Annotated in this window: 22 protein-coding genes and 1 pseudogene; 7 read left to right on the top strand and 16 right to left on the bottom strand. The window is 34.2% G+C overall.

Features of this window, described 5'->3' with window-relative positions; genetic code table 11:
* Nucleotides 1-260: 260 nt before the first annotated feature.
* The 6 genes from LEM02_RS05180 to LEM02_RS05155 all read right to left on the bottom strand — a co-directional run bounded on the left by LEM02_RS05180 (nt 261) and on the right by LEM02_RS05155 (nt 5,913).
* Nucleotides 261-1,427, bottom strand: a complete 1,167-nt coding sequence (locus LEM02_RS05180; RefSeq protein WP_226080301.1) for a porin — start codon at nt 1,425-1,427, stop codon at nt 261-263.
* A 621-nt stretch (nt 1,428-2,048) separates the two neighbouring features.
* Nucleotides 2,049-2,138, bottom strand: coding sequence for a hypothetical protein (locus LEM02_RS06810; protein WP_226080372.1), 90 nt, complete (start codon nt 2,136-2,138; stop codon nt 2,049-2,051).
* 245 nt (nt 2,139-2,383) lie between these two features.
* Entirely contained in the window at nt 2,384-2,635 is a 252-nt protein-coding gene (locus LEM02_RS05170) for an RNA-dependent RNA polymerase family protein (RefSeq protein WP_226080298.1), read from the bottom strand.
* A 430-nt stretch (nt 2,636-3,065) separates the two neighbouring features.
* Nucleotides 3,066-3,302 carry a reverse transcriptase N-terminal domain-containing protein gene (locus tag LEM02_RS06805; RefSeq protein ID WP_226080296.1) on the bottom strand — a complete coding sequence of 79 codons (237 nt, stop codon included), beginning with the start codon at nt 3,300-3,302 and terminating at the stop codon, nt 3,066-3,068.
* Nucleotides 3,303-4,172: 870 nt separating this feature from the next.
* Entirely contained in the window at nt 4,173-5,102 is a 930-nt protein-coding gene (locus tag LEM02_RS05160) for an AEC family transporter (RefSeq protein WP_015588425.1), read from the bottom strand.
* A 253-nt stretch (nt 5,103-5,355) separates the two neighbouring features.
* Nucleotides 5,356-5,913: a GNAT family N-acetyltransferase gene (locus LEM02_RS05155; protein WP_226080294.1), complete on the bottom strand. Its 558-nt coding sequence runs from the start codon at nt 5,911-5,913 to the stop codon at nt 5,356-5,358.
* Between the two features lie 16 nt (nt 5,914-5,929).
* Here LEM02_RS05155 and LEM02_RS05150 point away from each other — a divergent pair, with 16 nt between their 5' ends.
* Nucleotides 5,930-6,979 carry an MFS transporter gene (locus LEM02_RS05150; RefSeq protein ID WP_226080292.1) on the top strand — a complete coding sequence of 350 codons (1,050 nt, stop codon included), beginning with the start codon at nt 5,930-5,932 and terminating at the stop codon, nt 6,977-6,979.
* Between the two features lie 550 nt (nt 6,980-7,529).
* Here the strand turns inward: LEM02_RS05150 and LEM02_RS05145 are convergent.
* A pseudogene (locus LEM02_RS05145) lies at nt 7,530-8,358 on the bottom strand (Mur ligase domain-containing protein); the annotation flags it as partial.
* Between the two features lie 26 nt (nt 8,359-8,384).
* Here LEM02_RS05145 and LEM02_RS05140 point away from each other — a divergent pair.
* The gene (locus tag LEM02_RS05140) at nt 8,385-9,053 is read left to right on the top strand and encodes a septal ring lytic transglycosylase RlpA family protein (RefSeq protein WP_369409602.1); all 669 of its coding nucleotides are present in this window, start codon (nt 8,385-8,387) and stop codon (nt 9,051-9,053) included.
* A 166-nt stretch (nt 9,054-9,219) separates the two neighbouring features.
* Here LEM02_RS05140 and LEM02_RS05135 read toward each other — a convergent pair whose 3' ends face one another.
* The 3 genes from LEM02_RS05135 to LEM02_RS05125 form a co-directional block, all read right to left on the bottom strand.
* Nucleotides 9,220-10,452 carry an IS256 family transposase gene (locus LEM02_RS05135; RefSeq protein ID WP_226079221.1) on the bottom strand — a complete coding sequence of 411 codons (1,233 nt, stop codon included), beginning with the start codon at nt 10,450-10,452 and terminating at the stop codon, nt 9,220-9,222.
* A gap of 268 nt (nt 10,453-10,720) precedes the next feature.
* Nucleotides 10,721-10,909, bottom strand: coding sequence for a hypothetical protein (locus LEM02_RS05130; RefSeq protein ID WP_226080281.1), 189 nt, complete (start codon nt 10,907-10,909; stop codon nt 10,721-10,723).
* Between the two features lie 164 nt (nt 10,910-11,073).
* The gene (locus LEM02_RS05125) at nt 11,074-11,217 is read right to left on the bottom strand and encodes a hypothetical protein (RefSeq protein ID WP_226080279.1); all 144 of its coding nucleotides are present in this window, start codon (nt 11,215-11,217) and stop codon (nt 11,074-11,076) included.
* Nucleotides 11,218-11,477: 260 nt separating this feature from the next.
* On the opposite strand from LEM02_RS05125, the gene LEM02_RS05120 reads away from it, so the two are divergent.
* A complete protein-coding gene (locus LEM02_RS05120) occupies nt 11,478-11,861 on the top strand; it encodes a transposase (protein WP_226080276.1) in 384 nt (127 codons plus the stop codon).
* A gap of 177 nt (nt 11,862-12,038) precedes the next feature.
* Here the strand turns inward: LEM02_RS05120 and tatC are convergent, their stop codons facing one another.
* A complete protein-coding gene (gene tatC, locus LEM02_RS05115) occupies nt 12,039-12,797 on the bottom strand; it encodes a twin-arginine translocase subunit TatC (protein ID WP_226080274.1) in 759 nt (252 codons plus the stop codon).
* Nucleotides 12,798-12,800: 3 nt separating this feature from the next.
* The gene (gene gap, locus LEM02_RS05110; RefSeq protein WP_226080272.1) at nt 12,801-13,772 is read right to left on the bottom strand and encodes a type I glyceraldehyde-3-phosphate dehydrogenase; all 972 of its coding nucleotides are present in this window, start codon (nt 13,770-13,772) and stop codon (nt 12,801-12,803) included.
* A gap of 151 nt (nt 13,773-13,923) precedes the next feature.
* Here gap and LEM02_RS05105 point away from each other — a divergent pair, with 151 nt between their 5' ends.
* Nucleotides 13,924-14,283, top strand: coding sequence for a hypothetical protein (locus tag LEM02_RS05105; RefSeq protein ID WP_226080270.1), 360 nt, complete (start codon nt 13,924-13,926; stop codon nt 14,281-14,283).
* A 218-nt stretch (nt 14,284-14,501) separates the two neighbouring features.
* A complete protein-coding gene (locus tag LEM02_RS05100; protein WP_226080267.1) occupies nt 14,502-14,843 on the top strand; it encodes a hypothetical protein in 342 nt (113 codons plus the stop codon).
* A 59-nt stretch (nt 14,844-14,902) separates the two neighbouring features.
* On the opposite strand, the gene LEM02_RS05095 is transcribed toward LEM02_RS05100, so the two are convergent.
* Entirely contained in the window at nt 14,903-15,046 is a 144-nt protein-coding gene (locus tag LEM02_RS05095; protein WP_226080265.1) for a hypothetical protein, read from the bottom strand.
* 391 nt (nt 15,047-15,437) lie between these two features.
* Here LEM02_RS05095 and LEM02_RS05090 point away from each other — a divergent pair, with 391 nt between their 5' ends.
* Nucleotides 15,438-16,214, top strand: a complete 777-nt coding sequence (locus tag LEM02_RS05090) for an enoyl-ACP reductase FabI (protein WP_226080263.1) — start codon at nt 15,438-15,440, stop codon at nt 16,212-16,214.
* A gap of 394 nt (nt 16,215-16,608) precedes the next feature.
* Here the strand turns inward: LEM02_RS05090 and LEM02_RS05085 are convergent, their stop codons facing one another.
* A complete protein-coding gene (locus tag LEM02_RS05085) occupies nt 16,609-17,811 on the bottom strand; it encodes a hypothetical protein (protein WP_226080261.1) in 1,203 nt (400 codons plus the stop codon).
* 92 nt (nt 17,812-17,903) lie between these two features.
* Between LEM02_RS05085 and ychF the strand changes: the two genes are divergently transcribed.
* Nucleotides 17,904-18,998, top strand: a complete 1,095-nt coding sequence (ychF, locus tag LEM02_RS05080) for a redox-regulated ATPase YchF (protein ID WP_226080259.1) — start codon at nt 17,904-17,906, stop codon at nt 18,996-18,998.
* Between the two features lie 5 nt (nt 18,999-19,003).
* On the opposite strand, the gene LEM02_RS05075 is transcribed toward ychF, so the two are convergent.
* Both LEM02_RS05075 and LEM02_RS05070 read right to left on the bottom strand, forming a co-directional pair.
* Nucleotides 19,004-19,387, bottom strand: coding sequence for a hypothetical protein (locus tag LEM02_RS05075; protein WP_226080257.1), 384 nt, complete (start codon nt 19,385-19,387; stop codon nt 19,004-19,006).
* A complete protein-coding gene (locus tag LEM02_RS05070) occupies nt 19,384-20,451 on the bottom strand; it encodes a hypothetical protein (protein WP_226080255.1) in 1,068 nt (355 codons plus the stop codon). Before LEM02_RS05070 ends, LEM02_RS05075 begins: the two co-directional genes overlap by 4 nt.
* Nucleotides 20,452-20,522 lie beyond the last annotated feature (71 nt).

The raw sequence follows: 20,522 nt of genomic DNA, 5'->3' as shown, positions 1-20,522 counted from the left end.
AACACAGAAAAAACCGCACTCACAATACTATCTAATTTTTTTATATATAAAAAAGAAAAAAAGAGCACCTGAAGAGATGCGCTTACTGAAGGGCTTGATTTGCTAATTAATAACCGTTTTCTCCTACACTTGGATTAGTAACAGAATGTCTTTTTATTGAAAATCTTGTGTAATAGTTATTTTTATAATATCAAATAGCACATATATTAACAACTCAATTTTACTCTCATTATTACAATACTTACATACCAGTTACTTCACTAAAAACTTAGCTTCAGCCCAGCCAAAAGCACATACCCGGAGTTATTACTTTCGATTTCAGGTTCTTTGGTACTAAATTTTACAATATCGAAGTAGTATGAAGTGCCAAGAGCTAATGGATATTCAAGACTGAAAGCCTGTGATGTTAATTCGTTTGTACCTTTGCCTACAATATCCCTGCTACTACTAAAATATGTTAAGCTCACTTTACGAGAATCAGAATGATAAGCAACACCTGCATTTATATAATGCATATTACTTGTTTCAGGACTACGTTTCTCACCAGATTTACCGCCATTACCGTACGAAAAAATGCAATCAAGTTCAAAAAGTTTTAGCTTCAAGCCAAAATTCCAGTGTAGCAATTGATTACGGCATTTATAATTTTCAGAAGTCCCACCTTCGCAATCAGTTAAATTTTCCCTTGCAAATTCACCAGTCAAAGCAGTAGTAAAATTTATTTCATCTGATAAGCCATTTTTATAGGAAAGACTAGCGGCTATTAGATTATTATATTGTAAATTATTTTTTCCTGGAACATAACTGAATCCAAGTTGAAAGTTATAGATTTCAGGAGAAATATAGTTTATTGTTGGTTGTTTTAACTTCAGCTCTAGTCCATTATAGTCGCTGTAAACATTGGGTTTTACCCAAAATACCTTGTCCTTATCATACCCAGAGTCATCATCTTTTTTTCCATTACCGCGCAGATTTGCATAGTTTGTCCAATGACCATTTATTCCTCCAGCAGCTGTATAAATTTTTGAAGTGTTAATTAACATACTCTGACTAACTAAACTTCCTTTACCATATTCAAATGATCCAAACTCCTGATTCTTTATGATAAAATACCACTTCTCCATTTCTAACTTTTCTATGTCTAGTGCCTTTAAGTTTGCAATACCAGAAACTCCTACTCCTGCCTTAACATCAAAACCCATTTTAGTATTTGGATAAACTTGCTGTAAATAAAGCAAGCGCAGGTCTGAATAACTTGAGGTCTTGTCTTTGGTAGAGCTAAAAGAATCTCTATTGAAAGCGTAGCCAAATCTTAAATCTACTTTTCCATCTAGTTCTACATAAAACATCTCCTTATCCAGAATTACCCTAGCATTAGCACTTCCTCCCACGAGTAATGATAAAAATAGTGTGATTAGTAACCTCATAGGTAAGCTTAAATTCTTAATATAAGCTTAACAGAAATAAAAAACAATCCTTATATTGTGTAGAACTTAGATACTACAAACCAATTAATGACAAAAGCGTTTAAGCATTCTTCACAGTTATCTAAGTGAGGAAAGTCACCTCTCCTCACTCGACTTCAGAACCGTACTTGAAACTTTCACCTCATACGGCTCCTCTGTAATTTGGTGCTTGTCATGCACACTTCTTATGTACTTGACGACACGCCCATGTAACAAAGATAAATTTCTCTATATTATTGTTATTTCTACTTATCTTGATGATGTACTTCTATAATATCATCATACCCAAAAGTAGTTGACAATGCTTACATTTCATTTTGTTGTATCTTTCAGTAATTTTAGTTTTGGTGATTTTCTCGAGATTCTACTTAGCCGTTTTCCCCTAATATAACCAATCTCCATCATATGGCGACTTGTCTTGCAAGACTTTGATGTGCCGTTTAATAGCATGGTCTCCGTGATTAATAAGATACATTCCGTTATTTGACATAAACCTCCAGTTATCATGTTCTTATACCTTTAAAGTATTTATCTTTGATCCAGAACTTTCCTTTGTTATTGTGCCTAAATACCGCCCATATTTCAAAGTTTGTTAAACATAATATTATCCAAAGATTTAAAGATCTTACTTGATACTACTGAATTGTAATAATATCGACACCATCCACCGATGACCGATTAAGATGCCTTATTACAGCTTCTTGAGTTATTCCTAAGCATTCTTTGAGTCTTTGTTATCATTCCACGTATGCTGTTTCACAGATTTACAACTTGGGTTTATTATTAACTTGTATGGTCTCTTTATGCCGTTTTCTTTGATAATGTCGTATTGTAAACTGAGAAAATCAAAACCTGGTTTCTCATATTCAGGGATTTAATGCTGCTTACTTTTGCTTTGATAGGTTCAATTTTAATCCCTATGGTTTTAACCATTTTCCAGCTAAACCTTTGCCTTCAAAAACAACTTTCACCTCATGTAAAATTACAAAATCATCAGCATACGTACTATGCTTATTGTTTTTGTGCATTTTATATGATAAGTGACCATATTTCATTTTTGCAAATTGGAAAAGTTCTTCCTTAAGTTTTTCTTTGATGTGCTGTCCCAACCCATGTAATGCAACATTTGGTAAGTAACGGAGAATTGTCCCTCCTTGAATTGTACCCACATTTAGTGGGTTCAAACTTTCTATCTTCCATAACTCCTGCTCTCAGCCATCCTTTTATTATTTTCTTTCAAAGTTGGTGTGGTATTGAGTTTAGCAGTGTTATGATCAATGCTATCAAAGCAACTAGAAATACCAGCATCAAGTATGTATGCTGTTTTCCTTCCAAGTGCGATGAATATACTTTATCGCATCCTGACATGATCTACCAGGTCTTAAACCATAAGTGTTTACTAAATTCTTGCCTCCCATTCTGGTTCTATTTTTTCGCCATCTTAACAAGTGTTTGCTTTGCTCGATCTGCTATTGTGGGTATCCTGCGGACGTTGCTCCAGCGGTTTGCTAGGTTTTGGAATCCAGACTCGTCTTGATGGTTTTGCTTTTTCCAATATCTAAAGAATGTGCTAGTTGCAGCCTTTTCTTTTGATTGAGATTATTTTCCGTCAATACCTGCAGTCTTTTTTTCCCTATTGTCTTGGGTTACTTTTCTGACAGCGAGCATTCTTGTACTTGTTGATTTTAGTAATAACCTTTTGAAGATTGTGCATCTTTTGATATTGTTACATTTTGAAGCTCGGTAAATTCGCTTTTGTAGCTTAAACGAAGATTTCTCTAGCTTGGTGCCAGGGGGTTTCCTGTTCCATTCATACCTAACATTTTGTTGGTTCATAACATATTAACCACTACTTAGCAACTTTACCTCTTCCAAACTATAGTGTCCATGTCAGCATCCTAAGTATTACCTAGGCATTGGCTTTTGGACAATCCTTTCACATAGAAGCTATGGTTAGCTACCTGCTCATTACACTAAAAGTGATAATAAGAACTTTTATGTGATTACCCGTTCCATAAAACCGTTTCATGTTAGACTTAGTTCTTACTTTTGCCGGGAGACAAGTTATTATCTTGATCAATCGCATAAACATTGGATCACCTATTTTCTCCGTACCTTTGGTTTATCAACCTTTTCGCATATTCGATAACGACAATTCAAACATAAGTTCCTTTTCGTAACCTTATCTAACTCTTCTTGAAGGGATTTCACTATTGGGTTTGGTATTACCCTTTAACCCATGCTTGCATCCTAAAGGTTGCCAATCTTTAAAATATGGGTTACAATTTCAACCAGATGTTATGGTGGATGGAATTTAACCATCACGATTTCATGACTCCCAGGTCGCACTTATGCTTCCAAATCTTATTAAGTTTAGTTTTCCCTTTAGTATTACTAATGATAACAAAGATATGGAAATGTCAAACGAATACCTATTCGGTTAATAGCATCATATAGAAAAAGGCAAGTTACATTTATTTGTTGCTGCTCATAGAACATCCAAATTCAACTATAGACCTGCTAAAAGGTGTAGGAAATCTTACTGCTATTGACATTATTGCGAAAATTCCATCAATTGATAACTTCCTATTCTGTGTGAAAAAATAAGAAAGGAGAGGAAAAAAAGGATTAGTTTCTTTTATGATTATCCAAGAAGTCTAGTCTAAATTCAAGTTTTGTGAATAGGCCTAGCGCTTAAATTTTTGATCAAAAAGGGACAAGTTTAGTAAAAAATAATGATATTATAAGTGGAACATAAAATAGTCCCACTGCAGTACTAATTAGGAGCAATAAAGTAGCTTTATCTGGTTGGTAATTTAAAATATTAGCAAGTATTATACTGGATCCAGAAATCGGAATAATAGCCAGTAACATCAGTGCTTTATAGATGCTTTCATCGTATATACCTGTAACATGCTTGTCTAGCAAGACAATTCCCAAAACAAATAACGGCCAGAATATGTACTTTGCTACAATAGTGGTCAAGGCAAGCTTCCAATCTACTTTAAAATTTGTAATTTGTGCAATACTTACTCCAAGCAGCACCATTCCTAATGTGATAAATGTACTTCTGATATTTATCATAACATCCGTCAAAAAAGTGGGTATTTGTATATCATATATACTTAAAAAGAAACCCAGAATCATTGCATATAATGAGGGAAGTTTGAGTAACTTTAATACGCATTCTTTTGCAGTATAGATACCATTTGCAGCTATATAAAATCCCAAGCTATTTTCAAATAGTGCCATTCCTATGTAACAGACAACATACACAGACACTGAATCTTCATCAAATAAAGCCATGGCAATCGGTAGACCAAAATAACCCATACTTGTGCTGCCCGAGCTAAACGCTAATATATTTCTCGTGTTGTCCTTAAATAAAAAAGAAGAAAGATAATACACTGATAAGGACATAGTACTACCTATAAACCATATCAAAATCGGCAGAGAAATTACTTTTAAATTAACTTCTGTATGAGATACTCCGTATAAAATCACTATTGGATTAGCTATATAAAAGAGTATTTGAGATATAGTATTTCTATCAATTTTAAGATATCTTCCTGCTAAGTAACCAATAAGTATTGTAATGTAAATAGGTAATATTTTGAGGAAAAGAGTAAAGAACATACTAGCCTATTGTGATATCTTTGCTGATAAAGTGATATTAGATTTTAAGGTATTGTAAAAGTAAGTAAAATTTATTTTCCAATTAATCAAGTTCATAGTTAGTTAAAAAAGATTCACTGAGTGCCAAAATTTGTTCTTATATAGGACTTAATAATGATATTTTTATGATTAAATTATGTTAAGTTTGTATAAAGCTCCTTGTATATTTTTATAAACCACTTGTAGTAATTTAGGTAGATTGTTGAAAAAACACTCATCTTGAATGGTTGTCAGGAATTCTTGCCTTAATCATTAAAATTGCACTATTACTTTCCATAATTTTTTTAAAGCCAACTTTTTCGTAAACACGGATTGCACAAACATTTGCTATACCTGGGTCGACAAAGGCATTCTCATAAACTTTAAAGACAAATTTGTTTAAAAATGTATTCAAAGCTTGTGAACCAACTCCTTTACCTACATAATTCAGCTCTCCGATATACCAGTCTATAGCAGCACAACTTTCTGGAAGTTCTAAAGTGTTATAGACCTGTTCAGGTGGGAAATCATGTTTGTTGTAATATTGAATATAACCAATATCAACTCCATCACAATTAATAATGAATGCGTGCATTGGTTTTTCAATAATTTGTGTCTTAGATTTCAAACGTTTGAATCCTTTAACGTAGTTGCTATATTTTTTCTCAATTAACTTTGGTGTCCAATTTATATCCGCATCCCACCACTTCTTTATATGGGGCGTTTCTACCCATTTTAATAATAGTGAAAAATGTTCTTCTTTCAACGCTTTAAATGTGATATTTTTATTCATTAATTAAAGATTTTAAGTGTTACTACCGTTTTTATTAATTCTATCTCTAATTGCTAAGTTCATTGAAATTGATATTTCTGTACCTAGTTTTCCTGATATAGTACGCTATTTTAACGTACCAGAAGGCACAATTCAATTAACTATTGCTTATAATTTTTTAGGCTTTTGCATAGGAGGGTTGTTTTTTGGTCCATTATCCGAATGTTATGGTAGAAGGAGAATGATGATCATAGGTAATACTTTTCTATTAATTGGTGCTGTTGGTTGTGTTGTTGCACCGTCAGTTTTTTATCTTCTAATTTCCCGATTTATTCAAGGCATTGGTGCAAGCGCATCTGTGGTTGTGTTTGCAATTATTGCAGACAGCTATAAAGGTGAAGAAGCGGTGAAGTTTATCGGTATCATGAATTCTGTTCTAACAATTATCATGGCAATTGCACCAGTGTTAGGCAGTTTCATCAACGAAATTGTTGGGTGGCGTGGCAATTATGCAAGTGTTGCAATACTTTGTTTTATTTCTTGGGTTTTGCTGATTTTTCTGTTACCAGAAACAAAAAAGGACCGCGATGTTTTTAGTCTAAAAAAAATGATGAAAGATTACAAAAAATTATTATCGAGTTCAAAATTTATGGTTCTGTCTTTGCAGCAGAGCCTCTTCTCTGCTGCTTATATGTCATTCATTACTTGCGGACCTTTTTTGTATATGGAAACTTTTGGCTTATCCAGTACTATTTATGCACTACATCAAGGTGCAATAGTTGGGTCCTTCTCACTAATTAGCCTATTTTTCATTAAGATCCTCAAAAAATTTGGAGCAGTATGGTGTGTAATTTCTGGTACGAGCGTGGGTGCTATCGGATCTCTATTGCTTGTAATACTCAGTGTAATTATGCCTCATTCTTTCTACTTAGTAACACTATCTATGATTATTTTTTCTATTGGTTGTGCAATATGCCAGCCAGTGGTTTTTAACGCATCAATAAACGTTTTTCTGAAATTAAAGGTACGGCTTCTTCTGCACTCTCGTTCATTAGAGCTTTTGTTATGGCTATTTTTATCGGCTTAACAAGCTACGTTTACAACGGTCAAGCAATCAGTGCAGCTATTCTTGTTTTTTCTTCAGTAGCTCTAATTTACTGTCTACTTATTGTTTTCAAGGTTTGGAAAAATCTATAATCACCATATAGATCCTTCTCATTTCTAGTTATTGCGGTAATATGTATTGTAACTTTGCCGGCTGCTCTAGATGTATCTCTTCCAAATCACCTAATCTATATTAGTTAAAGAGTATTATCTTGCTCATGCATCTAAAGTTTGAGAGCCAATTTTCAGCAATCCAATCAAATTCCAATTTTTTTCAAACAACTGTTTCTTGCTATTTTTGTACCTTAAAAAATTTAGCTTACTTTTTCGCTAGCTTGTTCAAATAGCATTAGTACGATTTACTTTTTTTGAATGTAGAGATTTTCTAGGGATTGTCCTCTTAAATTCTATAGTATCTTGTTTAACATTGAAACGAGAATCCAGTTTCAAGCATTGAGGTGATGAAGAAAGGGCTGCTTTTATTCCACCCCCCTCAACTACTCGAGTAGTGGACAATGGAATACGATTACTTTCGTTTATACTAATCAGCACGTCAAATTCTATGCTATTATTGTGTTGTTTGATGTTGCTAGCTCTAATTTTACCATTTCCGAACCCAAACGTTATAGAATTACTCGCATCATGATTGATGTTTGCAGAATCAGGCAAAATAGCAAAATTCGCGTTGTTTACAAATCGAGAAAACGCATTTTTGATGTCGTTAAATGTACCGTAATGGTCTATATGGTCGTCATTAATACTTGTTACAACAGCAATATCTGCAGGAATTTTTAACATAGTTCCATCAGACTCATCAGCCTCAATTAAGAAAATGTCACTTTTGCCAAGTTTTGCATTACTCTGATAGGAATTTAATATTCCTCCAACAATTACAGTGACGTCAGCACCAGAATGATCAAAAATGGAAGCAATCATAGCTGTCGTCGTCGTCTTGCCACTTGAACCTGAAACTGCTATCACATATTTACCTTTCATAATTTTAGCCAGCATGTCTGACCTATGCAAAACGGTTTTATTGTTATTTCTTGCTGCAACTAGCTCCACATTATCAGGTTTTATTGCGGAAGAATGTACAACTATTTGAGCTTGTCTAATACTACTTGCATCGTGACCAATATAGACCTCTATACCTAATTTTTGTAACCTGTCTATATTGTCGTTTGATCGCGTATCACTACCTTGAATTTTATAACTGGAATTATGAAGAATTTCAGCAATTGCGCTCATTCCAATTCCACCTATACCGATTATATGTATTACTTCTTTTTTAGTGCTGTGCATATTTGGCAGTAGACGTTTACTTATTACTAAATTTATTATAGTATAATTTAAAATCCTCATGGTATCGAACCATTTCACTAAGTACAATGATAAAAAAACTAGCCTTTCTATGTCTAATATTCGTTTTGATGAGTAGTTGTAGTTCTAGCAATAGGTGTAATCACACTGCAGGTCATTATAAAATTGGCAATAGCTATACAATAAATGGTATCACCTACCACCCAAAATACTGTAGCTGTTACGAAGAAGTAGGAATAGCATCGTGGTATGGAATAGAAGATCATGGCACAATTACAGCCAACGGTGAAGTGTTTAATCGTCACTTGATTTCTGCAGCACATAAGACCTTGCCCCTACCCTGCTTCGTTCGTGTTACTAATTTAGAAAACGGAAGAAAGCTTGTTGTAAGAGTGAACGATAGGGGGCCGTTTGTTGAAGGTAGAATAATAGATCTATCAGAAAAGGCAGCACAAGTTTTAGGATTTCATAAATCTGGGCTTGCAAAGGTAAAAGTAGAGTACTTAAGAAAAAGGTCTGAACAATTGATACAAAGTACTCCTCACTACAAAAGGCAATATGAAAAAGAAATGCAGAAACGTTACCCAAAACAAAACAGTGCAGAAAGCAAGGGATATGTTGCATTTTTTGTAAACGCTCAGGCAGCTAAATCAGCTGCATCAAAGCTTCGTAATCAAGGAATAAAAAATGTTAGATTGCTTTTCAAGAATGATCAATATTGCGTAAAAGTAAGTTAAAACCTGCATTACAGATTGTGTAGCATGCCAGAAACTATTTGACAAATGAGAATGTTCCAAAAGCATGTGCGTCAAGTTGAGAAATTACCGTGAAATATAGCAATATTTAAGATTGGTATTTTATTTGTTACAGGGAGTGTTAAATAAACTGTGTCAAACCACATTTTTAGCTCAACTGAATTTTCAATCTGTTGGGAAAGAAAATATCGAGCTGAGATATAGTTAATGCCCAATTAGGCAAAGCCATTACCCATTTTTGCTCTACTTTTTTTATAGCACAATATACCTGTTTGTACAAGGCGTTTGTGTTGGTAAATGAGCCCTTGGTTTTGGTGAATTTCCTAATTTGCCTATGTAGCCCCTCTATGGGATTAGTAGTATAGATTATCCTCCTAACTGGATCGGAATACTTAAAATAACCAGATAGGTTTTCCCAATTATTCTGCCAAGATTTTATAACCATAGGGTACTTTGTGCCCCATTTTTCATCTAATTCCAACAGATAATTCTCGGCAATTTCCTTACTTGAAGCTTGATATACCTTCTTTAAATCACTCAAAAAACTCTTTGCATCTTTACTAGCTACATACTTCAGTGAGTTACGTATCTGATGCACTATACACATCTGCACTTCTGCATTAGGGAACACACCGTTTATTGCTGCAGGAAAGCTTTTTAGCCCATCTACACATGCAATTAGAATATCTTCCACTCCTCTCTCTTTGAGATCATTTAGTACTCCCAACCAGAAGTTAGCTCCTTCACTTTCAGCTAAATAAAAACCTAATACTTCTTTTCTGCCATTTTGATCTATACCTAATATATTATACATACATTTACTTACACAATGCCCGTCCTCCTTGACTTTAAAAAATATTCCGTCCATGAAAACTATCGGATATACAGACTGCAGCGGACGACTACGCCATTCGTTGATTACTGGTAGCAGTTTGTCAGTAATACTTGATATCTCTGCCGCCGATATTTTGTGATCGTAAATTTCCTCAATATGTGACGCTATATCTCTGTATCCCATGCCACTGGCAAATGTGCTTAAGACCTTTGCTTCAAGTTCTGGATGTAGGCTTGTTTGTCTTTTTCTAACTATTTGGGGTTCAAAGCTTCCTTCCCTGTCTCTAGGTGTTAACAACTCAAATGAGCCTCCACTCGTGCGTAAAGTTTTTGCGTTTCTCCCATTTCTTCGGTTATTTTCTTCACTTTTAGCTGACATGTGGCTTTCTATTTCACCTTCCAGACTTGCCTCTAGCAACCTTTTTATAAACGGTGTTAATGCTCCATCTCTTCCCGTCAGCGGCCTTCCTTCTCTTATCGATGATAGAATATTTGCTTCCAGTTCTTTATAGTCTACCAAACCGGTAGTTCTGTTTACTTGACTCATGTCAAACCTCCATTTTTTTATATCAATTATATTTTTATTTCTTGGTTTGACACAGTTTATTTAACACTCCCGTATGAGGCGCAAAGTCTCACGTACGGTTTTGCAGTCGAGTGAGGAGGGGCAACCTTCTTCACTTAGACAACTACTATCTACTAGAGTTTTAAGCTTCTCATCTAGGTTTTCTCCGTAAGCTTCTACTGTCACCTGGTCTATACCGCAAGCCTTGTTGCGCTTTAGTTCCTTATAACACTCCGCCAGATTTTCTGCATTAATTAGATGCACCAGCGATGTAAATTTTAACCGCTTGTCTCGCTTTGTTCTTATCGCTATCTGGTTTAGTTTCTTTTGCATATTCCTCCAATCTCTGTTGTATTAGTCTTGCAATCCCTATCCCAGTTGCTATATTGCTGATCGCTTCCCCTTGTATGTGGCTTTCCCACACTCTGAGTATTATCAATCAGTCCGACTTCCTTTGTATCTTTCGCCAGTCCTCGCCTTTGTTGGCTTGTTCTAACGTACCTAAATAGGAATACAAAGGATCTCCCAAGTTCATTTAGAACCCATCTCAATACATGATACGGCCTTAGATCCCGATAGAGTGAGTGATAACTTGCCTTATCGTTATCCTTCATGCTGTCTTCCACTAAAATGCACAATGTCGACCTCTATGATGTCGGAAATTTCGGGACTCAATACCTTCACTTTCGTTGCACCCTGTATTGTCCGTTCCATTAGCTTTACTACGTTCGTTACCTTACGCAGCATAATGGTTCGTTTTAGGCTGTTGGCTAGACTTTGCCTAAGTTGGATTTTCACCAACTGTTCTCTAAACGCTTCTCTTGGCGCACGCATTTTGCTCCCCTTATACTCATCCAAATCTCGATAGCTCAAAGAGAATCATGTATACAGATAACATCCGCTGAAAAGCTAAATCCTTTGAAATATGGCAACAATTTTTGATTGATACGAAACATCTTTGCTTTTTTTTAGACAATTATATCTTTCTTCTTTCTACTTCCCTACAAATGCGACAGAACCAGATTAAGCCTCTTTGTGCAGATGGAGCTTATGATACAACAAGTTTATATAAATTATGCAATAAATATAATTTGAAACCAATTATAAAGCCAAGAAAGAATGCAAAAATCTGTGACAATATAGACCACTTCTCGGAAAGAAATAACAACATTAATATAAGAAAAAGATGCAATTTAACTCAATGGAAAAGGCAGACAGGGTATGGAATACGGTCACGTATTGAGAGTTTTTTCTTTAGACTCAAAAAAACATTTGGATTTAGTTTTAAGAATAAATCTGAGATAAACCGCTCTCAAGAGATGCTCTTAAAATGCTACTTGATTAACAAATTTTCTGATATCGGTATGCCTATTTTCGAACTTATCTCATAAATCTCTTCCATCACTCTTTCACATTAGTAGCCATGCAACAAAGCCGCCATGCCCTTCACAGATTCAGTAGTGTTTAGTCGTTTGCCAGTGTCAGTTTGCAGTTTACATAATTCCACTTTAATGTTCAAGAAAAAGCGCTCCGGTGCTCATTCTTTGTTTATAAATAATATTCTTGATTTAATCCTTTACTTTCTTCTCAATATATCTACATATCAGAATAGACAGCTCATATAATACCAGCATTGGAATTGCAAGCCCTACCTGGCTTAGTACATCAGGTGGAGTTAAGATTGCAGCAATAATGAAAATTACCACTATCGCAATTCTACGTTTATTTGACAAACTTTGTGCAGTGATTAGCCCTACTCTCACCATTAAGGTTAGTATGACTGGAATTTGAAATGCAGTACCAAACGCAAACATGAATTGAAGAACAAGGTCTAAATATTCACTAACTGATGGCATAAACTCTATTGGTATACCGAAAGATTTACCACTATGTTCAAAAGCAATAAAAAATTTCCAGGCTAGGGGAAATATGTAGTAGTAAACTACAGCGGCTCCCGTTACAAACAAAACCGGTGTTGCAATTAAGTATGGCAATAACACTGCCCTTTCTCTTTTATATAAGCCAGGTGCTAGAAATATATAGAATTGCCATGCAAACACAGGAAAAGAAAACAACAGTGCACTCATTATTGCAACCCTGAGATATACAAAAAACGCTTCTGTTAAGTCTGTATAGATTAGAGAAAAATCATTGCTATCTTTTGTAACTTCTATTAAAGGTGCAAGTAAAAAGCGGTATATATTTTCTTTAAAGTAGTAACAAAACCCGAAGGTAACACAAAAAAATAGAAAGCAAAAAATAACCCTTTTTCTAAGCTCCGCAAAGTGCTCATAAAATGAAGCATATTTTTGTGAGTTTTCGTTCATACTTTACAATAACGCTATGTCTAACATTCTCAGTGAAAAAGCCCATTCATTATCGTACCACGCTGCAACTCTACAGATATCACCTGTGACATATGTACCAGCTAAATCCACAATTGCACTATAAGGGTTATGGACAAAGTCTATTGAAACTAAAGGCTCATTACATACGGAAAGCACATGATTTGCTGAATTCTTAAATATTTCGTTTATTTCCTTAGTTGTTGCTCTCTTATCAGCTAAAAATTTAAAATCAACCATAGAAACGTTGCTAACCGGAACTCTAATAGCAGTACCATCTAGCTTACCCTTTAACTCAGGAATAACAGAACCAATTGTTTTTGCCGCTCCGGTTGTAGTTGGCACCATAGAAAGGCCACAAGCTCTTGCCCTACGTAAGTCTCTATGGTTGCCATCAAGAATATTTTGATCATTTGTATAGGCATGTATAGTGGTCATAAAACCGCTTTTTATACCTAAATTGGAGTGTAAAATGTGTACAATCGGAGCCAGACAGTTTGTAGTACAAGAACCTGCTGAGATCACTTTATGCTCCTTTTTGAGCATATCATTATTTACGCCGTAAACTATAGTCACATCAACATCTGAAACTGGAGCAGAGACAATTACTCTCTCTGCATTATGTTTTGCTGCTTCCGCACGCTTGTTGAATGCACCAGTGCATTCAAGTACTACATCAACATTCCAAGGAATATTTTCAGGACCACGTTCTCTATATAAAGAAAATTTCCTGCCATTTATAGATAGCCAATTTTCAGACTCGTTAAAATCAATATCACCACTGAATTTACCATGAACAGAGTCATATTTAATCAAATGTGCATGCTGCTCAGCACTGAGCGACCCATTTACCGCCACAACTTCTATTTGCTCGCTATAGTTTTCTACTTCAAAAATAGCACGCAATACACTTCTGCCTATTCTACCAAGACCATTAATTCCTACACGAATTGTCATTTTTCCATCTTAAAAGTTTAATTATAGAGAATATTGCCTGATATTTCATTCTATTCTTTCAACTGTTAATTCTAATGTTATAATATATTGATTGACTAAAGAAACTGTATCACTTAATTAATAATATCTAAATTTTAACTTGGAGTAGGTTATGCATGGATTACCAATGACAAATTCAGATAATCAGTATCAGCAAAGAAAAATAGAAGCATTGCAAAAAGAAAATAAAGGACTGTCAGAAAAAGTGAAAACACTACAGAAAATGTCAGTGCTGCAAAATGAAATGCTAGTAGTGATACAATGGAAAGCAATGACAGAGAAACTGCGCATAGAAATATTAAAAACACTGCTAGAAGCACCTCAAGGAGCAACAGCATTACAATTAGAAGAAAGAGATGAAGATCAGCAAGTGATAGAAGACATACTGGATCTGCAAGAAGAACTTGAATCTTTACAAAATTTGGAAAGTACTACTATTGAACAAACAAATATTCAAGGACAGAGCATATAAACTTGTAATAGTTTCAAACTATTACATATAACTTTCCCTACTTCCTTCTTTATCGTTGCCCAGTGTTGTGGCACTGGGTGCTCCGCTATTTTTGTATTTTACGACTAAGGAAAGGATATTATTTTTTAGTACTTATTTTTTAATATATTAATATATATCTTGGTTAAGTAATCATGTTACTATATTGTTTAATTATATATATATTAATGTTAATTATTATGGACTTAGAACAATTAAAAAAATTACAACAAGAGTTGCTTGGAATAATTTTTCTCATACTTGCACCAGATAGTGCAGAAGAGGAAAAAGATATGAAAGATCAAGCATTAGAGATTATAGGTATATTAAAAGATCATATTAATGATGATATAGAAATGAATAATCTGAGAATGACAATTTTAGATCGGATTATCTTTTGTGATAGTCAAGATAACGTAAGGTTAAATAACAGATCATTGTTAGACTTAGAAGATACCGTTAAAAGTATTGGAGGGCTTTTACAACAATTCGATAACGTAAAGACTCTGAGTTATCAGTTTTATAACCTTACGTTATCTTGACTATCACGTTGTAGCTTGCTGAGATGAATAAGATCCTGTCTATCTTCTTCTAAGGTAAATCAATGTGTTGCCTTGTGGTTTTCCAAAAAAATAAGCTCCCATGAATCTTTAATAATAATTAATGCTGAATCCTCAATAATCCTTTTTCCATTGTATAATTCTTGTTTTTGCTCTTGACTTAATATAATAATCTCAACCTTCATCCTCACCTTCCTTATCGACAAGGTTTCCTTCCGCATCACGCTTCATTTTGTGATGTTTAACAACCATGCGAATAGCGCCAGTTGTTTTTATTAGCTATAAATTAAAGGTCAAGTATCTGGAATTCTGGACATAAAATCCTCCTGTGTAAAAAAAGTTAGAAAAAAATGCAGTGCATATACGACAGATATACACTGAAGAATATATTTTTTAATAAGTTTGATTAAAAAGTCTGCAGACTAAAGATAGATTTTGAGCTCTTAAAATATCTCTAATTGTAATTATAATGAGGTTGGAAATATGCGGAAGTAATTTTTATACGTTAGCTACAGTTAAAACATAATTGACTTTGCCTAGTTAATATTTCAAATTATAAAAAAGGCAAATAATTCTATGATATTGCAGGGCAAAAAAGGGTTAATAACCGGAATAATAAATAAGAGGTCAATAGCATATGGTATAGCAAAGACCCTCTCAGAACATGGAGCTGAGCTTGCAATCACTTATCAAAATGAACCAATAAAAGAGAAATTATTACCAATAGCAAGTGAATTAAATGTAGAATTAATATTGCACTGTAATGTTTCAAATGAGGAAACTATAGATAATGCTTTTAAGGAAATAAAGGGGAAGTGGGGTGCTATTGATTTTTTGGTACATGCAATAGCATTCTCCGATAAAAATGAGCTAAATGGTAAATATGTCAATACTTCACTAAACAACTTTATTAATGCAATGCATATATCGTGCTATTCTTTTACTGCTTTAGCGCAAAGAGCGGAAAGAATGATGTTAAATGGCGGTAGTTTACTTACTTTATCTTACTATGGTGCTGAAAAAGTTATGCCAAATTATAATGTGATGGGTTTATGTAAAGCAGCACTTGAAGCAAGTGTAAAATATATAGCATGTGATCTCGGACCACAGAACATCAGAGTAAATGCAATTTCTGCTGGTCCAATCAGAACTTTGGCATCTTCTGGAATAAGTGACTTTCACTCCATATCGGAATGGAATAGAAGTAATTCTCCACTTAGACGCAATGTTACAATAGAAGATGTTGGCAAGGCAGCACTATACTTATTAAGCGACCTGAGTAGTGGTACAACTGGAGAAATTTTACATGTTGATTCAGGGTATAATGTTGTGGGAATGAAGATAGTAGACTAATACAGTACTGCAGATGCATGTGAAGCCTGTGTTTTTTTGTTATCCGAGTAATTGACATTGGAGCCTAGTATCAGCTACTAGAATGACAACATTTTTTACTTAAATCTTCGCATATTAACCATAGAGTTATTATTTTACAAGTATTTGTTGCCGCTGATCTTCTATTTTTACTTCTTCCATTTGGGTTAAGAGATTGTGCGTGAGGGTTGCTCTTGAAGTTGCCTTGCAAGGAAAAAGTCTTTTTCCTCCCGATCTTGGAGTTGCTTTGCAAGCAGGAAATCCTATTGTTCTTATGTTTGTTTTGCTAAGACTTTATTCTTATTAAGCAGTGGTTAAAATGAGCATAGCTTTTATTATAGAATGCTCCCTATAGAAGTATATAGACTATGAAGACTTATCTTACAGGTTGTGGTACTTGTTGTTGATAAAATGTTTTTTCTACACGTGCTTCTTCCACACTGCACCTTCTTGATAAGACTGGCTCCTCAAGGCATTTTATACGTTGCTGTACATCATTAATGCACTGCCCTATAACATCACCAATTTTTCCATCAGCATTTTTTGCCAATAACTCATCAAATCTCTTCTCAACTTCTGCTCTCTCAGAAATATTTTTTGGAATATTACAATATTCTAAAATCTCATCTATCTGAAACCGTTTTGCTAATAGGAAGTCTTCTTGTTCTTGAATTTCCTTAGTTTTAGCTCTAGAGTAGTGATTTCCTTCAAGATATATTGTTTCTCTCTCTTTACTACCCCATAACTCGTCATTTAATTTATAACTCTCACGATTCAAGAATTCATTTAGTTGATCATTGTTTATCATTTCAGGATTTGGTTCAAACTTTTGTTGTTCCTCTCTACCATCCACTTCACAATGGACATTAATTTCAATATTAGCTAAAGAAGCTAATACCTGAACTTCTTCAATGAAAATAAAATAATTTGGGCTTTCTATTGCCTTAAGGTAAGCTTGGTAAAGTTTAGATTCATTAAGAAATGAGCGTGTAATAAATTCACTGTTATATTGGTCATCGTACTCATCTTCACTATGGTTATTAAGAGCCTCCGCATATTCTCTTAAATTAAGCATAGCTTGATCACGCGGTATATTAAGTTTGCTAACAGCTTTATTCACTAACCTCTTCACATTATCTTCAACATTTTCAATTTTCCTTTTTGTTTGCTCAACCAACTCCTTTATTTTATCAGACTCGCCAGTTAAATCTCCTGGCTTGTTTAAAAACATATAAAAAACTTTTTCTAGCTGACTCCTTAAAGAATCTGGCATATTGTGATCATCTAAAGACGTAAATTGACTTAAGAATTTGTGCCATTCCATTCTCATATCTTGTGCTCTTTCAGCTTTATATGGACCGGAACTATTATCACCAAACACTGCATGGAAAAAGCAATTGCCATCACCTGTAGTACTATATTTAACTACTTGACTGCTAGAGAGTTTTTGCTCCACATCGCTAACAGATCGCCCTATAACAGGATAAGGAGTTATTTCTTGTCCTGAATTTTTGAATCTTTTTAGACTTTGAACATCAGAAAAATCATTTGGTAATTTTCGTTCTCTAAATTCAACCATACTTTTACCTTCACTTAAGCTAAGCAAGTAAATAATTTAAAGTATAGCAAAATTTTTAAATTATGCAATAATTATTGCTTTAAATAGTAAACATGAGCTTTAACTGTGGCATAGTTGGACTGCCAAATATAGGAAAATCAACCTTATTTAATGCACTTACAGAGTCAAGTGCAGCCGAAGCTGCAAACTATCCTTTCTGTACAATCGAGCCAAATGTTGGCAAAGTGCCAATACGAGATCAGCGTTTGAAACAAATTGCCGCGATTGCTCACTCAGGGAAAATAATCTACAATCAACTGGAAGTTGTCGATATTGCCGGCTTGGTTAAGGGTGCAAGCAAGGGTGAAGGACTAGGAAATAAATTTTTGAGTCATATCAGAGAAGTTGATGCCATTGTTCATCTGCTCAGATGCTTTACGGATGACGATATCAGCCATGTAAACAGTAAAATAGATCCAATATCAGATGCTGAAATAGTGGAAATGGAGTTAATTCTAGCTGATATTGATAGCATAGAAAAAAGGCTTCCTCAATTGGAAAAGAAAGCAAAGCAAGGTGATAAAGAGCTAAAGAGACAACTTGAATTAATGCAAGAGGTATTAGCTACTTTAAAATTAGGTAAACCGGCAAGAAGCTTGGAGAATATCGATGGAGATGAGATGAAGTTGCTTCAATTGCTAACAACAAAGCCTGTTATGTACGTCTGTAATGTTGAAGATACTAATATCATAACTGGTAATGAACTATCTAAAAGGGTGGAAAAAATGGCGGAAGAAAACAAAAGCAAATTTTATTGTATTTCAGCAAAACTTGAAGCAGATATTGCAAATCTTGATAGTGAAGAGGAAAAACAGAATTTTTTATCAGAATTTGGCTTACAAGAATCAGGACTTGATGGAGTAGCACGTATTATGTATGAAGTGTTAAGTATGATAACCTTTTTTACTGTGGGACCCAAAGAAGCACGTGCATGGCCAATAAAGATAGGATCAACAGCTGACAAAGCAGCAGGTGTAATTCACACTGATTTTGAAAAGGGCTTTATAAAAGCAGAAACCATAAGCTTTGAAGACTATATAAAATATGGAAGCGAATTAGCTTGCAAAGATGCCGGGAAAATTCGCTTCGAAGGCAGAGATTATATCGTGCAAGATGGCAATATAATGCACTTTAGGTTTAATGTCTAATTAGTCTAGCACCTTCCTGATGCAGCCCATGAATTTTCATATTCTCTTCTCTCTTCTTCCTCTATCTCCTCTTCAGATAAAGGAGAGAAAGGGAACCGCCCTATCTCCAGATTATCAAGTTTAGTTCCAGGAGTTTCATCACATCTCTTTATTATCTCTTCCTGTGATTGTACATCTTGCTCCAGATATCCTTCTAAAAATTCATGTAAAGCTTTACCTTCCATAAGTACATCCTTATTTTGCCTAGCTAATTCTAAAATTTCCTTTACTTGAACAGCTTTACCATTAATAATTGCCTGATCAACCTCAATTTTAGGATTTGCATTTAAACTAATAAAGCAGTCAACAGAATTACCTTTCTCATCTTCTACACTCCACCTAATTTTCATGTTGCATCTTTTGCAAAGCGGTAATTTCTTTTTCCATTATCATTCTTCTCAACCGTTGCTATTCTTTTATCGTTACTGTATATTTCTACTATCTTTACCTCATTTTTATTTCTTTCCATCCCTTCAATTTTGTCAGTGAAAAGACGGCTGATTTCTAAGCTACACCCAGGCTTAGAAATATTAATACTAAGATGATCATAATGATTAAGAGAACGTTTTGCATATGCGCATGGCACATAACATCCATCAAAAAAGGCAACTGCACTATCAGTTTTGAGAAATTCCTGTCCGTTACTCATCCCTTCTTCGACTCGAAGAAGATATCTACCCAACCTCTTTTTAAAATTCTTTCGCTTGTCTTCAGGAATAGACTTTTCATTCAATATACTTATTATTTCTTTTTGCTTACTTAATACTACATAATTAAAAAGGAAAATGTTCTTATTCCATCGATAATAATTCGCTATTTTGTCAAATGGATCTGCAGGCCAGCCTTTATTATAATTTACGTTATCCTTATCATCTTTACACAAATTATCCTTAAGGCCAAAATTCAATTTTCTAAAATCTGATAATACTTCTTCTACCCTATCTTCAAAAAATTGAAGTTTATTTTGAAATTCTTTCCCATAATTCATTTTCTCATTTATTTTAAGAAGATATTCACTAAATTTCTTCCTAAAATTTTCTTGATCTTTGTGGGCAAGCCTCTGATCTAATATATCTGTTATGTATTTTCGCTTATTCAATATTACGTAGTTAAAAAGGTCACTTTTTTTCCTCCTTTCATAATCTTCTGCTATTTCGTTAAAACACTCATTACTGTTCTTAAAATCCAATTTTTCGAAGTCTTGGAGCACGTTTTTTACATCATCCTCACTAAATTGAAGATTTGTTTGAGGAGACGCGTCAGTTCTACTTTGATCATCAAGTTGAGGATTTTTTTTAGTAGATTGGACTAATAAACTTTCTGTGCTGTTAGAGAAAGAATGATTATTTTCTTCAGATTGAGAACTTTTCTTTTTAGACGTATTAGTAAAAAAATTAGTTAGTGAACTAAACATTAAGCACCTCTTAGTATTACTATTTAACTATAACTTAATGCCAAATATTGTAAAGCTAAAATTAATATATA

The sequence above is a fragment of the Wolbachia endosymbiont of Tribolium confusum genome, assembly GCF_020405475.1.
Taxonomy (GTDB): Bacteria; Pseudomonadota; Alphaproteobacteria; order Rickettsiales; family Anaplasmataceae; genus Wolbachia.
The sequence above is the reverse complement of the archived record's forward strand: the minus strand, read 5'-3'. Positions and strand labels throughout refer to the sequence as shown.

What these genes read in the sequence shown, in the direction of transcription:
- LEM02_RS05180 (WP_226080301.1), bottom strand. Translation starts at nt 1,427, where the DNA reads ATGAGGTTACTAATCACACTATTTTTATCATTACTCGTGGGAGGAAGT.
- LEM02_RS06805 (WP_226080296.1), bottom strand. Translation starts at nt 3,302, where the DNA reads ATGAACCAACAAAATGTTAGGTATGAATGGAACAGGAAACCCCCTGGC.
- LEM02_RS05160 (WP_015588425.1), bottom strand. Translation starts at nt 5,102, where the DNA reads ATGTTCTTTACTCTTTTCCTCAAAATATTACCTATTTACATTACAATA.
- LEM02_RS05155 (WP_226080294.1), bottom strand. Translation starts at nt 5,913, where the DNA reads ATGAATAAAAATATCACATTTAAAGCGTTGAAAGAAGAACATTTTTCA.
- LEM02_RS05140 (WP_369409602.1), top strand. Translation starts at nt 8,385, where the DNA reads ATGATAAAAAAACTAGCCTTTCTATGTCTAATATTCGTTTTGATGAGT.
- LEM02_RS05135 (WP_226079221.1), bottom strand. Translation starts at nt 10,452, where the DNA reads ATGAGTCAAGTAAACAGAACTACCGGTTTGGTAGACTATAAAGAACTG.
- LEM02_RS05125 (WP_226080279.1), bottom strand. Translation starts at nt 11,217, where the DNA reads ATGCTGCGTAAGGTAACGAACGTAGTAAAGCTAATGGAACGGACAATA.
- LEM02_RS05120 (WP_226080276.1), top strand. Translation starts at nt 11,478, where the DNA reads ATGCGACAGAACCAGATTAAGCCTCTTTGTGCAGATGGAGCTTATGAT.
- tatC (WP_226080274.1), bottom strand. Translation starts at nt 12,797, where the DNA reads ATGAACGAAAACTCACAAAAATATGCTTCATTTTATGAGCACTTTGCG.
- gap (WP_226080272.1), bottom strand. Translation starts at nt 13,772, where the DNA reads ATGACAATTCGTGTAGGAATTAATGGTCTTGGTAGAATAGGCAGAAGT.
- LEM02_RS05105 (WP_226080270.1), top strand. Translation starts at nt 13,924, where the DNA reads ATGCATGGATTACCAATGACAAATTCAGATAATCAGTATCAGCAAAGA.
- LEM02_RS05100 (WP_226080267.1), top strand. Translation starts at nt 14,502, where the DNA reads ATGGACTTAGAACAATTAAAAAAATTACAACAAGAGTTGCTTGGAATA.
- LEM02_RS05095 (WP_226080265.1), bottom strand. Translation starts at nt 15,046, where the DNA reads ATGAAGGTTGAGATTATTATATTAAGTCAAGAGCAAAAACAAGAATTA.
- LEM02_RS05090 (WP_226080263.1), top strand. Translation starts at nt 15,438, where the DNA reads ATGATATTGCAGGGCAAAAAAGGGTTAATAACCGGAATAATAAATAAG.
- LEM02_RS05085 (WP_226080261.1), bottom strand. Translation starts at nt 17,811, where the DNA reads ATGGTTGAATTTAGAGAACGAAAATTACCAAATGATTTTTCTGATGTT.
- ychF (WP_226080259.1), top strand. Translation starts at nt 17,904, where the DNA reads ATGAGCTTTAACTGTGGCATAGTTGGACTGCCAAATATAGGAAAATCA.
- LEM02_RS05075 (WP_226080257.1), bottom strand. Translation starts at nt 19,387, where the DNA reads ATGAAAATTAGGTGGAGTGTAGAAGATGAGAAAGGTAATTCTGTTGAC.
- LEM02_RS05070 (WP_226080255.1), bottom strand. Translation starts at nt 20,451, where the DNA reads ATGTTTAGTTCACTAACTAATTTTTTTACTAATACGTCTAAAAAGAAA.